The following is a 14,927-nucleotide window of genomic DNA, read 5'->3' on the forward strand; positions in this document are numbered from 1 at the left end:
CCTCATGCCTTTCCGTCACCGGGCCGTGCCGCGTGCCGCCCTGCCCTCGACCCTGCTCGCCTCCGGCCTCGTCCTGTCCGCCCCCGTCCTTGCCCAGGCGCCTCCGGAGAGCGCAACGCTTTCGGAAATCAGCGTCTCCGCTTCGCCCGCCACCGGGCGCCCCGCCGGCCCGGCCGAGACCGCCGGCTCGCTCACCGTGCCGAGCGTGGCCGCGCAGCGGGCGGCGGTGAACGCCACCGTCGGCTCGGTCGCCTTCGTCGATGCCGCGACGTTCCAGAACCGCTACGCCAACACCGTGCGCGACGTGCTGAAAGACGTGCCCGGTGTGTTCGTGCAGGAGCGCTACGGCCAGGAGATGCGCCTCTCGATCCGCGGCTCCGGCATCGCCCGCGGCTTCCATGTCCGCGGCATCGAACTCTTGCAGGATGGCATTCCGCTCAACCTCGCCGACGGCAGCGGCGACTTCTACCAGATCGATCCGCTGAGCCTGCGCTCGGTCGAGGTCTACAAGGGCGGCAACGCGCTGACCTTCGGCGCGACGACGCTCGGCGGCGCGGTGAACTTCGTGACGCCGACCGCCTACACGGCGCTCAGCCCGAACATCGTTCGGATCGACGGCGGCAGCTTCAACACCATCCGCGAGCATTTCCAGCTCTCGCGGATCTCGGGGCCGGCCGATGTCCTGATCTCCGGCACCGCAACCAATTCCGACGGATTCCGCGATCACGAGACCCAGCGCACCCGCAACGTGAACGCCAATCTCGGCTACCGCCTCGCGCCGGGCGTCGAGACGCGGTTCTTCCTCGGCTTCTACGACACCGACCAGAAGCTGCCCGGCTCGCTCTCGCTGTTCGACGCGCTGAACAATCCGCGCCTCGCCAACCCGGCAGCCCTTGCCGGCAACCAATCGCGAAAAGTGACGACGGAGCGCATCGCCAACCGCACCTCGTTCGAACTGGAAATCGGGCGCCTCGACATCGATTCCTGGGCGATTCACAAGAACCTCTACCATCCGATCTTCCAGGTGATCGACCAGGACGGCTGGACCTACGGCGTCGCCCCGCGCTGGGCCGGCACCTTCGATCTCGGCGGCTTCCGCAACGACCTGATCCTCGGCCTGCGGGCGTTCGCCGGCATCAACGACGCCCGGCAGTTCGTGAACGTGGCGGGGTTCCGCGGCGCGCAGACGCTCGATGCCCGCCAGAGCGCCTCGAACTACGAGGCCTATGCCGAGAACCGGTTCTGGTTCCAGCCCGACATGGCGCTGATGACCGGCGCCAAGCTGTTCTCCGCGAACCGCACCTTCAGCGACAAGGGCGGCCTGCCGGCGAGCCCCACGGCGCGCTTTGCCAACATCACCTACGAGGGCATCAACCCGAAGCTCGGCCTGCTGTGGCAACCGCTGCCGGAGATTCAGGTGTTTGCCGACGTCACCCGCTCGCGCGACGTGCCGGACTTCTCCGACCTCGTGCAGGCGAACCTGCTCGGCACCACCTTCGTGCCGCTCGAGGCCCAGCGCGCCTGGACCTACGAGGCGGGCTCGCGCGGCCGGATCGACCGCCTCGCCTGGGACGTGACGCTCTACCGGGCGGAAGTCCGCGACGCGCTGATCAACTTCACGCCCAATCCGGGCCTGAACATCCCGGCAGCGACCTTCAACGCCCCGCGTACCCGCCACCAGGGCGTCGAGGCCGCCGTGACCCTCGACCTCGCCACGGATCTGACCGGCGTCGGCGACCGGCTCAGCCTGACGCAGATCTGGACCCATAACGACTTCCGCTTCGTCGGCGACCCGGTCTTCGGCAACAACCGCATCGCCGGCGTGCCGGTGAACGTGCTGCGCACGGTGCTCGGCTACCGGCATCCGAGCGGCTTCCATCTCGCCCCGACCCTCGACTGGGTGCCGCAGGGCGCCTTTGCCGACCACGCCAACACCCTCAAAGTGCCGGGCTATGCCCTGCTCGGCCTCCAGGCCGGCATCGACTTTGCCAACGGCGTCTCGCTGTTCGTGGATGCCCGCAATCTGACGGACGAACGATACGTCTCCGACATCTCGACGGTGACCAACGCCGCGACCGTGGCGGGCGGGCCGGTGGCGTTCTTTCCGGGCAACGGCCGCAGCGTGTTCGGTGGCGTGCGGGCCTCGTTCTGAGGGCTCGGCCCCCTCAACGGAAGCCGGCTCATGGCAGACGTCGGCTGTGAGGGATTGAAAATGAACGGTGCCCGCAGGGCGGCTGGACGTGCGAAGCGGGCGCGGAGTGTTCACACGCCTCTAATCATATTTTGCGCACCCCAAGGGATTGATCTCAGTAAAACCCTGCGCCAGACTTATTGTATTCGTCGGTCGGAAAATCAGAAACTTCAGGCGTCTATCCCCGCGACACGGGAGCATGGCTCATGCCGAGTTCATTGCGAATTCTCTGCGTGCATGGCCTTGGCGATCAACGTCAAAGCAACTGGGACGCAGATTGGTCGAGCGCGATCAAGCGAGCCGTCGGAACGAGTGCTGGCGTTGAATTGGATTTCCGATTTCTGACCTACGATCCCATATTCGAACGCACCGATATCAGTTTTGCGGAGACGCTCGGCGCCTTCTGGAAGCTGGCGCGCAGCGGCCTCGGCGGCTTGTTTCGTCAGCCGCGCAGCCCGGTCAGCAATATTTCGGACCGACTCCGCTGGACCGCCGGCTACGTCGTTGCCTGGGTGGAGGATGAACAGTTCCAGCAAGAGACCCGCGCGCTCGTGCTCGATACGCTGCGCGACTACAAGCCCGACATCGTCCTTGCTCATAGCCTCGGCTCTCTCGTCACTTACAATGCCTTCTCACACGCGGATGCGGGGGAAAGCGAGGCGGCCAAGGCGCTCGCGAGCACACACTACGTGACGTTCGGATCGCAGATCGGAAATCCTTTTGTCCTGGGAAATCTGACATACGGCCGCGTTCAACGTCTTGCCGTCAGGCATTGGCACCATCTCTACAACGAACACGACGATGTTTTCACCGCACCTCTAAAAGTTCAAGGTGTCGACAATTTCAATCAGCTTCTGACGCCGTTCGATCTCCCCGGTTTCGGAGATCATGATGCGGCCGGCTACCTCACGGATGCCGTGACCCAAACCTCCTTCTGGACGCCGATGGTCGACCTCGCGGCCCGTCAATCCAGGGCTGTGGGTCGCAAAGCGGTGGCGGGCGTCAATCGTTGGAATCGCTCGCTTCCGACCGCGGCCCCATCCACGCGGCGCAAAGCAGTCCTGATCGGAATCGACGATTATCCCGATCCCGCCAATCGGCTGTCGGGTTGCGTCAACGATGTTTTCGCGATGAGCGCGACCTTGCAGGATTGCGGGTTCGAGCCGGAGCAGATTCGCGTATGCCTGAACGAGCGCGCCACCGCGGACGGCATCATCTCTCGGCTCGAATGGCTGGTCGATGGTGCGCAACCCGGTGACCAGTTGGTGTTCTTCTACTCCGGGCACGGCGCGCGCGTGCCGGAATACGGCCAACAGGAGGAGCCGGACCGTCTCACTGAGACGCTCGTGCCGTATGACTTCGACTGGACGCCAGAGCACGGCGTGTCCGATGAGCAGATCAACAGCTTCTACGCGCAACTTCCCTATGAGACCCACCTCCTGATGATTTTCGACTGCTGCCATTCCGGCAGCATGCATCGCGATGGCGCCGGTCGCGCACGCGGGATCACGCCCCCGGACGACATTCGGCACCGCCAGCTCCGATGGAACCGCGAAGCGGAGATGTGGGTCGAGCGTGACTTCACCCCGCTCAACAAGGCCTTTTCGAGCCAAGCGGCGAAACGGCAGGCTTTCTTCGGCTCCAACCTCGCCACGGTCCGCCTGGGACGCGCCGCCTTGCTCCGCGTCAACGACCAGAAGAGCTACGACCGGGCCAAGAAAGCACGCGGAGCGCCGATTGGACCGTTCCTCCCCGTCATCATCGAAGCCTGTGGAGAGGAGCAATACTCCTACGAGTATCGTCATGGCGCGACCAGCTACGGCGCCTTCACCTTCTGCCTCACATCCATCCTGCGCAAAGAAAAGAACATTACCTTCCAGAAGCTTGTACAGCTCGCGACTGAGCGTCTGGAACGGCTCGGCTATAACCAGAAGCCACAAATCCTGGGGCCAGCCATCGACCTCGATGCGAAGGTGCCGTTCGAGACAGGGCGAGTCGGTCAGCCGCCCGCCCGCAACCTGCCCGGCTCAGCGACGCCGCGAACCTCCGGGTGATGCCTTAGATGCGCTTCTAACGGCTGCCATGAGCGCATCACCCCGCTCTCCTGTGGGCGCGAGCCGCCGCACCGACGCGCGGAGACGGCGGGCGACAGCCGATCAGCGGGGAGCGCAGGGGAGCCTTTCGAGCCTCGAAGGCCGGTCCCGTCAATACTGAACCGTCGCGCGAAGCCCCAGCACGGCGGCGTTGCGCACCCGGCGGCCTTCCGGGTCGCGCGGGTTGGCGATGCCGCCGCCGGGATGCAGGATCAGTTGCGCGTCCGGTTGGACGGTGAAGCCCGGCACCACCACCGCCTGATAGGTCGCCTCGATCACCGTCTCGGCTCGCCGCCGCGGCATCGGCGTGCCGGTCAGGACGATGGTGTCGATGTCGGAGCGGCGCGCGTCGTCGGAGAGGCGGGCCTGCGCCAGGCTGAGGCCCACCGTGTCGTTGTCGCGGCCCGGCAACAGGCCCTTATAGGCGAGGCCGGTATCGAGATAGGCGGAGACGAGGCTGGAACGGGTCGGCGACCACGCCGCGCGCAGGAAGAAGCCGAGGCCCTCGTCGTCCTTGCCCGATTCTCGGTAGAGCGTCTGATCCCAGATCGCGTAGATTCCGGCATTGCCGCGCAGGCGCCGGCCGATGCCGGTGGAATTCGGGTCGGCGAGCGGCAGACCGGTCTGGTCGAAGCGCAAGCTCTCGAAGCGCCCGAAATGCTGCCAGCCCCCGAGGGTGATGTCGCCGGGCAGTTCCTTCGAACCCTCCTGCGTGTTGAAGGCGTAGGTCGCCTCGGCCACGACGAGAGCGGGATCGCGGGTGCGGAAATTGGTGCCGGTGCGGTCGAGGCGCTGCCCCTCGGGGTCGTCGCCCGGGCGATTGGCCCCGGCCGGATCGCCGTCGTAGAGCCCGGCTTGGAGCGAGAAGCCGTTGCCCGGCACGTATTTGGCCCGGATCGCCGGCGTCGCGAGCGGGTAGGCCGGGCCGCCGCTCGGCAGGTCGAGCGCGGCGATCGCCGGCCAGCCGAAGGTCGAATTTACGAACAGGGTCGCGGTCTGGCTGACAAAGAACTCGGTGTCGGCCGCTTGCTGGCCGATCCGGATGCCGAGTTTGCCGTCGAAGAGCTGCTGGTCGAGCCACAGGGTGTAGAGGCGGGAGGATGGCAGCGCCTCGATCACGCTGGCGGCCAGCAGGTTGCCGACATAGTAGCGCGACAGGCCGGTGCCGTGGATGAAGTAGGCGTTGGCGTGCACCGTGGCGCCGTCCCAGCCGGCGAGCCGTTGCAGGTCGAGATTGAGCCGCAGGTTCAGCCGGTCCTCGACGATCGCCCCCTGGCGAATGCCGCCGACGGGATTGCCGAGCGTCTCGGCGATGTAGGTGAGGCTGTACTCGATGCCCCGCTCCTTCAGCAGGGGCCGCAGGCCGAGCGGGTCACCGAAGGGCCCGAGCGACGGCTCGATCGAGCGCACGTAGCCGCCGGAGGCTTGGCTCGTCGATTCCGGCTGGGCCACCGCGATCCGCGGGTCGCCGCCCGCACCCTCGTAGACCGGCCGTCCGGTGGGCTGCGCCAGGGCGGGCGATCCGGCGAGGGTCGTCAGGGCGAGCGCGACCGGAAGGGCGCCTGGAATGAAGCGGCGGGACACGAAGAACCTCGACGGCGAACCGCGAAGCGTGAGTTTACGGCCTCCGCGCCGGCCCTGCCACAGCACCGGAAGCGACGCTCGCGATTTGCGACCCCTCGGGGTGCTCACGCCGCGCTGTGATCCAGCGCCCGCAGATTCGCCACCAGCTCCGAAAAGCCGTCGCCCTGGATCAGCACATGGCGGCGGAGCTGATCGGCCGCCGCCGCGCCATCGCTGGCAAGGATTGCGGCGACGACCGCCTCGTGCTCGGCCAGCGATTGCGCCACCCGGTGGCGGGTGCGCAGTTGCAGGCGCCGATAGGGCGAGAGGCGGCGGTGCAGCGCCAGCGCCTGCCCGCACAGGAAGTCGTTGCGGCAGGCGCGGTAGATCACCGTGTGGAAGACGTAGTTCTCCCCGTAATAGGCTTCCGGATCGCCCGCGGCGGCGGCCCGTGCGCAGGCTGCGACGGCGCCCGTCAACTCCGCCTCGAGCTCCGGCGTGAGGCGGCGCGCGGCGAGCCGGCCGCAAGCGGCTTCCAGTTCCGCCATCGTCTCGAACATCTCCAAGAGATGGCCCGGCTCGGGCGCGCTCACGACCATACCGCGGCGCGGCTTGGTCTCGACGAGGCCGGTGGCGGCCAACTGCAGCAGCGCCTCGCGGATCGGCGTGCGCGAGACGCCGAAGCGCTCGGCGAGTTGCGTCTCGTCGAGGCGCGCGCCGAGGGCGAGCCGCCCCTCGACGATCTCGTCCTCGATCGTCTGCCTGAGGCGCTGGGTCTGGTTCATCGGTCGAGTCATCGGCGATTTCCTGCCGATCCATATTCAGGGGCGTTGACAAAATATGCAAGATGACGCGATCTTGCATTAAATGCTGCGCTGAAACGTATATTGTGCGCCGCACAAAAGTCCGCACGAACGGACGAGTAGAATTCCGCGAAAGCGGTATTGGGAAGGAAACGCCATGACGCTGAACCGCCGCCACCTTCTCGCGGCCGGGCTCGCTGCGCCCGCGCTGCTGAAGCTCGGAACCGGCCCGGCCCGGGCCGCCACGACCCTGAAGCTCTCGCACCAGTTCCCCGGCGGCTCGATCGACGAGGGCGACTTTCGCGATCGGATGTGCCGGAAGTTCGCGGCCGCCATCAAGGAGCGCTCGAAGGGCGCGATGGAGGTGCAGGTCTATCCCGGCTCCTCGTTGATGAAGACTAACGCCCAGTTCAGCGCCATGCGCAAAGGGGCGCTCGATCTCTCGCTCTACCCCTCGCCCTACGCGGGCGGCGAGGTGCCGGAGATGAATATCGGCCTGATGCCGGCCCTGGTCTCCTCCTACGCCCAGGCGCTCGCCTGGAAGGACGCGCCCGTCGGCCGCAAGCTCACCGAGATCCTGGATTCCAAGGGCATCGTGCTGGTGTCCTGGGTCTGGCAGGCCGGCGGCATCGCCAGCCGCGAGCGCCCGCTGCTGACGCCCGACGACGCCAAGGGGATGAAGGTCCGCGGCGGCTCGCGCGAGATGGACCTAATGATGAAGCAGGCCGGCGCGGCCACGCTCTCGCTGCCGTCGAACGAATCCTACGCCGCGATGCAGACCGGCGCCTGCGACGCGGTGCTGACCTCCTCCACCAGCCTGATCTCGTTCCGCCTGGAGGAGATCTCGAAGGCCCTGACCTCCGGCCGCGAGCGCTCCTACTGGTTCATGCTGGAGCCGATCATGATGTCGAAGATCGTGTTCTCCGGTCTGCCCAAGGATCAGCAGGATCTCATCATGGCGGTCGGCGCCGAGCTCGAGAGCTTCGGCCAGGAGGGCGCCAAGGCCGACGACACCCGCGTCGAGGAAGTCTTCGGCAAGGCCGGCGCCAAGGTGGTGCAGCTCGACGAGGTCAATCTCGGCAAGTGGCGCGACATCGCCCGCGACACCGCCTGGAAGGACTTCGCCAACAAGAACGCGAGCTGCGCCGAGCTGCTCAAGCTGGCGGAGAAGGTCGGATGAGCCACGCCTTCGACGCGGCCTCGGCCGCCTCCGAGACGAAACGCGCCGAGGAGCCGCGGATTCCGGGCCTGCTCGGCGTGATCGAGCGGACCACGCGCCGGCTCAACCACCTCATCCTGGTGTGCGGCGGGGTGGCGCTCGTCGCCGCCTGCCTCGTGCTCAGCTACTCCGTCCTGACCCGCTACGTCTTCCACGAGCCGACCGAGTGGCAGGACGAGACCGCCGTGTTCCTCATCGTCGGCGCGACCTTCCTGTCGGCGGCGGGCGTCCAGGCCAAGCGCGGCCACGTCGCCATCGAGGCCCTCACCGGCCTGCTGTCGCCGGGCGTCAACCGGGTGCGCCTGATCTTCGTCGACATCGTCAGCCTCGCCTTCGTGACCTTCTTCGCCTGGAAGAGCTGGAGCCTGTTCCACGAGGCCTGGGATGACGGCCAGATCTCGCAATCGACCTGGGGGCCGCCGCTCTGGATTCCCTACCTGCTGATGGCCGCGGGCATGAGCCTGCTCGCCGTCCAGTTCGTCCTGCAGATCACTGAAGCCGTCCTCTACGGCCCCCGCGCCGCCGGCTGGGCCAAGCCGAAGATCGGCATTGGGGCGGACGTCAACCGCGACATGCGCGACCGCCCGGATCTGACGCCCGAAGGGCCGGATCCCCTGGAGAGCACGATCACACCGACAGCGGCCCCGGTTCGGCCGATCACGACGAGGGGAGGCAAGGCATGAGCACCGCCGCGATCGGCTTCCTCTATGCCGGGGCGACCCTGGGGGCGATGCTCTCGGGCATCCCCATCGCCTTTGCGCTGGGCTTCGTGGCCCTGGCCTTCATGTACGTGTTCATGCCCGCCGCCTCGCTCGATACGGTGGCGCAGAACGTCTACGAGGAGATGGCCTCGATCACCCTGCTCTCGATCCCGCTCTTCATCCTGAAAGGCGCGGCGATCGGGCGGAGCAAGGCGGGCCAGGATCTCTACTCGGCGATGCATGCCTGGATGCACCGCATCCCCGGCGGCTTGGGCATCGCCAACGTGTTCGCCTGCGCCCTGTTCGCGGCGATGGCCGGCTCCTCGCCCGCCACCTGCTCGGCGATCGGCTCGGCGGGCATTCCGGAAATGCGCCGCCGCGGCTACTCGCCGGGCTTCGCCGCCGGGATCATCGCAGCGGGCGGCACGCTCGGCATCCTGCTGCCGCCCTCGATCACCATGATCCTCTACGCGGTGGCCGCCGAGCAATCGCTCGGGCGCCTGTTCCTGGCCGGCATCGGCCCGGGCTTCCTGCTGGTCGCGCTGTTTGCCAGCTGGTCGGTGTTCCGCTTCCGCTCGGAGTTCGCGGCGGCGAAGCTCGCCTACGAGCGGACGGGCGCGCAGCATCCGATCCTCAAGGAGGACAGCTACAGCATGCGCGAGCGTTTCTCGACGCTGCCGCGGGTGCTGCCCTTCGTGGTGCTGCTCACCGGCGTCATGGTCGCGCTCTACGGCGGCTACGCCACGCCCTCCGAGACGGCCGGCCTCGGCGGCCTGCTGGCGCTGGCGCTGATCGCGGTGATCTACGGCGTGTGGCGCTTCCGCGATCTCGACCCGATCCTCACGGCGACGCTGCGGGAATCGACCATGCTGATGCTGATCATCGGCATGTCGCTCCTCTACGCCTACGTGATGAGCTACCTCCACATCTCACAGGCGGCGGCCCAGGCCATCGTCGCGATGCAGCTCTCGCCCTGGGTCCTGCTCGTCACGATCCTGGCCCTGGTGATCGCGCTCGGCTTCTTCCTGCCGCCGGTCTCGATCATCCTGATGACGGCGCCGATCATCCTGCCGCCGCTCAAGGAAGCCGGGTTCGACCTCGTCTGGTTCGGCGTGGTGATGACGATCACCATGGAGATGGGGCTGATCCACCCGCCGGTGGGCCTCAACATCTTCGTCATCAAGAACATCGCCCCCGACATCCCGCTCAAGGACATCATCTGGGGCACCCTGCCCTTCGTGATCCTGATGGCTGTCGCGATCCTCCTGCTCTGCCTCGTGCCGGGCATCGCCCTCTGGCTGCCGGACCTGCTCCTGCCGACGACCCGGTAAGAACGGCGGCCGCACTCGGACCGATGGTTTCGAGGAAGAAGAGCCCTCCGTGCCCTGGCACGGAGGGTTAATCGTTTCTTGGTCGCCGCAGTAAAACTCGCCTTAACTTTCCAGCGCGCAGGATCGCCGCCTCACAGCCGCTTCCGGCACCGGACGGGAGACGATCCGTGACGAAGCCCATCGCCGACACGAAACGCGCAGAGGATGCCGCGGCCGCGCCGCCGCTGAGCCCGAGCGTGCGCCGCCATCTCGGCAAGAACCTGCGCAGCCACTACGCCGACAGCCTCACCGAGCCGGTCGGCGAGCGTCTCGAAGCGCTCATCGGCCGCCTGGACACGCTGCAGGACCGGGCGACCCGCGACTGAGGCTCCGAAAACGGTCGCGCCAAACGGTTCCGCTAAGCCGAAAACCCCGGCCGCGACGGAGCGACCGGGGTTCTTTATCTGTGCGGTGCGGGTTTGCGCGGGAGCGCGGCGCTCAAAAGCGCCTCACGAAACGCCCGCTCGCCGACCGTGTGCTGTCGCCCACGACGGCATTACGGGTGTCGTCTCGGGAGGCCCTCAGTCGAGGGCGACGGCGACCAGGGAAAACAGGCCCGCCAGCAGCAGGTTGCAGGCGATGAGGGCGACGACCGTCATGGATTGGATTCGCGACTGAGAGAAAACGGGGCAGGCATCGAAGGCGGCGGATGAAGCTGCCGCGAGAGGAGCGTCTAGCGGGAGAAGCTTGACGGAGTGCTCATCCTGCCTGATTGCGGCGCCGAAGCGGCTCGGTTCGCCAAAACCGGTGCAGGAACATCACAGCCCTCAACCTGCGGCCAAACTGCACCGCCGCGCTTGAACCGGAGCTGAACCGAAAGCGCCGGATGGCCGCCGGAAGGGCTCAGGCCGGATGGTCGGGGTTTTCGCTCCGCTCGCCGAACCGCGGAAGCGAAATTCTGAAAAGCAGGCGCCGCGCGGCGGTCTTTTGCACGGCGACGGCGATGAACGCGGCGTCAAGAGCGGCCCGCACCCGCGGCATGATCGTCTTCTACGCTGCCCCCGCCGCTCCGGAGCGACGAGGGCCGATACGCTGTCTTGGGCTCAGCCTCTCAATATTGCTAAGATTTCATTAACCGATTAGGCTGGCGACGTCTCGTTTCGAGACAGGAGCCGGCCATGATCTCCCTGAACGAGACCCTCCTCACCGCGGCCGGCCTGTTCGGGCTCGGCGCATCCGCGGCATCGGCCGGAAACCCGGCGGAGTCGCAGGACTTCCGGGATTTCGACCGGAGCGAGACCGCATCCGATGGCGGGGGAAGAACGCTGTCGCAGGACGACGCCGCGGCAGATGATCCCTTCTTTACTGCCGTCGCCGACGCCTTGCGGGAGGCGGGCTACCTGGATTCCTGAAAATCGGTTGGTTAAGCCTGCCTGATCCGCCGCCCCGCGCGGGCGCTCAGGAAGGCCGCCGCACCGCATGTCCGCATCCTCCGCCGTCTCGCCCGACGTGCTCGCTGCCATCGGCGGCACGCCCCTGATCCGGCTGCGCCGCGCCTCAGAGGAGACCGGCTGCACCATCCTCGGCAAGGCCGAATTCCTCAATCCCGGCCTCTCGGTAAAGGATCGGGCGGCGCTCTCGATCGTGCGGGATGCCGAGGCGCGCGGCCTGATCCGGCCCGGCGGCACCATCGTCGAGGGCACGGCGGGCAATACCGGGATCGGGCTGGCGCTGGTGGCCTCCGTGCGCGGCTACCGCACCGTGATCGTGATCCCGGAGACGCAATCGGCGGAGAAGAAGGAGACGCTGCGGCTCGCCGGCGCCCGGCTGGTCGAGGTGCCCGCCGTCCCCTTCGCCAACCCGAACAACTACGTCCACGCCGCCCGCCGCCTCGCCGAGCGGCTGGCGGAAACGGAAGCGGCCGGCGCCTTCTTCGCCGACCAGTTCGACAACACCGCCAACCGCCGCGCCCATATCGAGGCGACCGGCCCCGAGATCTTCGCGCAGACCGGTGGCGCGGTCGACGGCTTCGTCTGCGCGGCGGGCACCGGCGGCACGCTCGCGGGCGTGGCCGAGGCGCTGCGGGCGGCCAAGCCCGGCGTGAAGATCGCCCTGTCCGATCCCGAGGGCTCGGCGCTGCACGCCTATTACAGCACCGGCACGCTCAAGGCCGAAGGCTCCTCGATCACCGAGGGCATCGGCCAGGGCCGGGTGACGAAGAACCTCGAAGGCTTCACGCCCGACCACTCGTTCCGGATTCCGGACACGGAAGCGCTCGGCATCATCTTCGCCCTGATGCGCGAGGAGGGCCTGTCGCTGGGCGGCTCGTCCGGCATCAACGTGGCGGGCGCGATCCGGCTCGCCCGCGAACTCGGGCCCGGCCATACCATCGTGACGATCCTCTGCGACGGGGCGGCGCGCTACGCCTCGAAGCTGTTCAACCCCGCCTTCCTGCGCGAGCGCAGCCTGCCGATTCCCGCTTGGCTTGCAGAGACCGGGGGCGCTCTGCCGGATTGGCAGGCCTAAGGCCCGACGACCGCGGGATAAGACCCGAGCCGGCTGAACGAAATCGCCGGCAGAAGCGTTGCTGTTGGCGCTCAGGCAAAGGGGTCTGGGCGGACCAAAGAGGCTTCCGCCGATGACCATCACCACCATCCTCCTGATCCTGCTGATCCTGCTCCTGTTCGGCGGCGGCAACTTCTACGGCGGCGGTCGCTTCCGCGGCCCCGGCTTCGGCCTCGGCGGCCTGCTGATCATCATCCTGATCGTGCTGCTGGTGACGAACCGGGTCTAAGAGTGCCTCACAAAACTCCCGGTCTCTGACCGTTCTCGTTCTGGCGATGACAGCGCAGCGGGAGTTTTGTGAGAGACACTAAGGCCCGGCACGGCCCCTCACCGGGCGCAGGTGATGGCAACGACGGCGTCGAGAACGGGCGCCGCCGCCCCGCCCAGCGTGGTTGCCGCGCCCTTCGCGAGATCCTTTCCCGCGTCCTTGCCCGCTCCGGCGGGCAGGCCGCTCTCGCCCAGGAACGCCGCCACGGCCTTTCCCGGTACGACGGCATAGCGCGTCGGCGGCATCACCCCGGCGATCAGGCGAGGTGCGGTGGGAAAGCGGGCGACGAGTCCGACGAGCCGGCCCGACCGGTCGAGCACCGGCGCACCAGCGGCACCGGGCTGGAGCGGGGCATAAACGCCTTCGACGGCAGCGGTGGCAGGGGCGACGCTCGGGCGGCCCTTCGCCTGGGCACCGAGCACGAGCAGGGCCTCGCCCTCGCTCACCGGCTCGGCGCGGAGCGGTGGCGGCGCACCGCCCGCCAGCCCCTCGGCGGACAGAAGCGCAAGACTGCCCGCCGCATCGCGCCGCTCGATCCGGGCCGCCGCACCGCCGATGCGCGGCGCGGCGCAGGATTCGAGGGCGGAGGCCGCCGTCAGCACCCGCCCGCCGCCCAGCAGCAGGCCGGTCGCGGCGGGGCGCGCCTCCGCCTGCACGCCGGGCAGCGGCGGTACTGCGGGCGCGGCCGCCAGGCCGGAGGCAGGCGTGCGAGGGGTCGGGCCGGTGGCCGCCGTCGGAGCGGTGGGAGCCGGCGCGTCCTCGGGAAACGGTGAAAAATTGTTGGCCACTGCGATGACGAGACGATCGACCGTGTCCGCCAGCGCCCTGTCGTAACCGAGGGTGAAGCCGCGGATGCCCTGGGGGCCTTCAGCGTAGCGGAGATAGGAGCGCCCGCCCGCGGTTTCGGCGGTGATGACGATGAAGTCCGGCTTCTTCAGCTTGTAGGTGACCTTGCGGCCGGGCATCGCGGCGATAGCGCGCTCGAACAGGGCGTCGAGGCTGGTCTCCCCTTGCGGAAACGACTTGGTGTCGAGGGTCACCCGGCCGTCGGCGCTCTGCCAGCGAGTGCCGCCGGGGATCGCGCTCTTTTTCGGCAGCAGCGCCTCCGGCACGCCGACCACCACGCCGCTCGCCGAATCGGGCTGGACCTTGAAGCGCGCCGCCCGCCGGGCCTCCTCCGCCTCGCGCTTGAGCGCCGCGCGCTCCGGTGGCGTGAGAAGGCCGGTCGGGGCGGCGCCCGTGCGGGTCTGGTAGGTCTGGATGCCCTCGAAGCTGCGTTTGCCGAAGGCCCCGGTCGTCACGCCGTTATAGTCACCGGTCCAGACCAGGGCATCTTGCAGCCCCCGCCGCTCCGCCTCGGGCAGGGCCTCGAAAGCCACCCGCGCCGCTTCGAAGGCGGGGTCAGGAGCGGGTTGGGGGGCAGCGGCAGGTTTCGGCCGGGCCGGCGCGGCCGGTGGGAGGGTCCCTTGTGCGAGGGCGCCCGTCGCAAGTCCGGCGGCAAGCAGGGCCGGTAGGCCGGTGCGAAAAGCTCTCATCCGTCCCGTCATCACCACCGCTCGATTCGTCGTGCGGGGGATGATGCCAGCCAGAGCGTGCCCCCACAAGCCGCGGCGCAGAGCCGTCCTGCGGGATCGTGATCGCACGCCGGTGGACGGACAGGTCCCGGGCGACAGCTTTGGCGCAGGACTTCAAGGCATTCGGAAGGGCGGGTTGTGCTGCAGATCGGATTGTACGGTGCGGCGGCGCTGGCGGGTGTCGCCTTCGTGGTCCAGCAGGCGGTGAATGCCGGGCTGAGGGGCGACCTCGGCTCCGGTCTCTGGGCGGGATTCGTCAACTTCACCGTCGGCGGTCTCGCCGTCGGCCTCCTGGCGCTGACCTTGCGCGAATCCTTGCCCTCGCTCGACGCGGCCGCCCGCGCCCCCTGGTACGCCTGGACCGGCGGCCTGCTCGGCGCGGTCTACGTCGTCGGGGCGATCTTCCTGATCCCGCGCATCGGCGCCGCCGCGGTCGTCGCCCTCCTCATCGTTGGGCAGATGCTGATGTCGCTCGCCCTCGACCATTTCGGGCTGCTCGGCGTGCCGGTCCACGAAGCGAACCTGCCGCGGCTCGGCGGCGCGCTGCTTCTGCTGGCCGGCGTCGCCCTGATCTGCCTCTTCTGAGGCCCACCTCCACCGATGGCCCGCGGGGCCATCGCCCGAAGCCGCTTGAGCGGCT

Annotated in this window: 14 protein-coding genes; 10 read left to right on the plus strand and 4 right to left on the minus strand. The window is 68.2% G+C overall.

Going from position 1 to position 14,927, the window contains the following annotated elements; translation table 11 throughout:
- Positions 1-4: 4 nt before the first annotated feature.
- On the plus strand, positions 5-2,152 hold the full coding sequence (locus MSPGM_RS06740) for a TonB-dependent receptor family protein (RefSeq protein ID WP_003603312.1): 2,148 nt from the start codon (positions 5-7) through the stop codon (positions 2,150-2,152).
- A gap of 245 nt (positions 2,153-2,397) precedes the next feature.
- Positions 2,398-4,245 carry a caspase domain-containing protein gene (locus tag MSPGM_RS06745; RefSeq protein WP_261926231.1) on the plus strand — a complete coding sequence of 616 codons (1,848 nt, stop codon included), beginning with the start codon at positions 2,398-2,400 and terminating at the stop codon, positions 4,243-4,245.
- A 150-nt stretch (positions 4,246-4,395) separates the two neighbouring features.
- Here the strand turns inward: MSPGM_RS06745 and MSPGM_RS06750 are convergent, their stop codons facing one another.
- Positions 4,396-5,868: a carbohydrate porin gene (locus MSPGM_RS06750; RefSeq protein ID WP_003603315.1), complete on the minus strand. Its 1,473-nt coding sequence runs from the start codon at positions 5,866-5,868 to the stop codon at positions 4,396-4,398.
- Positions 5,869-5,972: 104 nt separating this feature from the next.
- Positions 5,973-6,644: a GntR family transcriptional regulator gene (locus MSPGM_RS06755; protein WP_012253014.1), complete on the minus strand. Its 672-nt coding sequence runs from the start codon at positions 6,642-6,644 to the stop codon at positions 5,973-5,975.
- Between the two features lie 163 nt (positions 6,645-6,807).
- On the opposite strand from MSPGM_RS06755, the gene dctP reads away from it, so the two are divergent.
- The 4 genes from dctP (at position 6,808) to MSPGM_RS06775 (ending at position 10,266) form a co-directional block, all read left to right on the plus strand.
- A complete protein-coding gene (gene dctP, locus MSPGM_RS06760) occupies positions 6,808-7,830 on the plus strand; it encodes a TRAP transporter substrate-binding protein DctP (protein WP_003603318.1) in 1,023 nt (340 codons plus the stop codon).
- Positions 7,827-8,552: a TRAP transporter small permease gene (locus tag MSPGM_RS06765; protein ID WP_003603320.1), complete on the plus strand. Its 726-nt coding sequence runs from the start codon at positions 7,827-7,829 to the stop codon at positions 8,550-8,552. The genes dctP and MSPGM_RS06765 overlap by 4 nt, the downstream gene beginning before the upstream one ends.
- Entirely contained in the window at positions 8,549-9,901 is a 1,353-nt protein-coding gene (locus tag MSPGM_RS06770) for a TRAP transporter large permease (RefSeq protein WP_003603321.1), read from the plus strand. Before MSPGM_RS06765 ends, MSPGM_RS06770 begins: the two co-directional genes overlap by 4 nt.
- Positions 9,902-10,068: 167 nt before the next feature.
- Complete coding sequence (locus MSPGM_RS06775; protein WP_003603323.1) at positions 10,069-10,266, plus strand: NepR family anti-sigma factor; 198 nt, start codon at positions 10,069-10,071, stop codon at positions 10,264-10,266.
- A gap of 517 nt (positions 10,267-10,783) precedes the next feature.
- Here the strand turns inward: MSPGM_RS06775 and MSPGM_RS06780 are convergent.
- On the minus strand, positions 10,784-10,921 hold the full coding sequence (locus MSPGM_RS06780) for a hypothetical protein (protein WP_158022359.1): 138 nt from the start codon (positions 10,919-10,921) through the stop codon (positions 10,784-10,786).
- A gap of 137 nt (positions 10,922-11,058) precedes the next feature.
- On the opposite strand from MSPGM_RS06780, the gene MSPGM_RS06785 reads away from it, so the two are divergent.
- The 3 genes from MSPGM_RS06785 to MSPGM_RS06795 all read left to right on the plus strand — a co-directional run bounded on the left by MSPGM_RS06785 (position 11,059) and on the right by MSPGM_RS06795 (position 12,674).
- Positions 11,059-11,292, plus strand: coding sequence for a hypothetical protein (locus MSPGM_RS06785; RefSeq protein ID WP_003603325.1), 234 nt, complete (start codon positions 11,059-11,061; stop codon positions 11,290-11,292).
- Between the two features lie 67 nt (positions 11,293-11,359).
- Complete coding sequence (locus MSPGM_RS06790; RefSeq protein ID WP_003603327.1) at positions 11,360-12,406, plus strand: cysteine synthase A; 1,047 nt, start codon at positions 11,360-11,362, stop codon at positions 12,404-12,406.
- 112 nt (positions 12,407-12,518) lie between these two features.
- Positions 12,519-12,674: a hypothetical protein gene (locus MSPGM_RS06795; RefSeq protein WP_003603329.1), complete on the plus strand. Its 156-nt coding sequence runs from the start codon at positions 12,519-12,521 to the stop codon at positions 12,672-12,674.
- A gap of 98 nt (positions 12,675-12,772) precedes the next feature.
- Here the strand turns inward: MSPGM_RS06795 and MSPGM_RS06800 are convergent, their stop codons facing one another.
- Positions 12,773-14,248 carry a serine protease gene (locus MSPGM_RS06800; protein WP_209688646.1) on the minus strand — a complete coding sequence of 492 codons (1,476 nt, stop codon included), beginning with the start codon at positions 14,246-14,248 and terminating at the stop codon, positions 12,773-12,775.
- 177 nt (positions 14,249-14,425) lie between these two features.
- Between MSPGM_RS06800 and MSPGM_RS06805 the strand changes: the two genes are divergently transcribed.
- Positions 14,426-14,872 carry a DMT family transporter gene (locus tag MSPGM_RS06805; RefSeq protein WP_003605427.1) on the plus strand — a complete coding sequence of 149 codons (447 nt, stop codon included), beginning with the start codon at positions 14,426-14,428 and terminating at the stop codon, positions 14,870-14,872.
- Positions 14,873-14,927: the final 55 nt, after the last annotated feature.

Source organism: Methylorubrum sp. GM97, assembly GCF_024347855.1.
GTDB classification, from domain to species: domain Bacteria; phylum Pseudomonadota; class Alphaproteobacteria; order Rhizobiales; family Beijerinckiaceae; genus Methylobacterium; species Methylobacterium extorquens.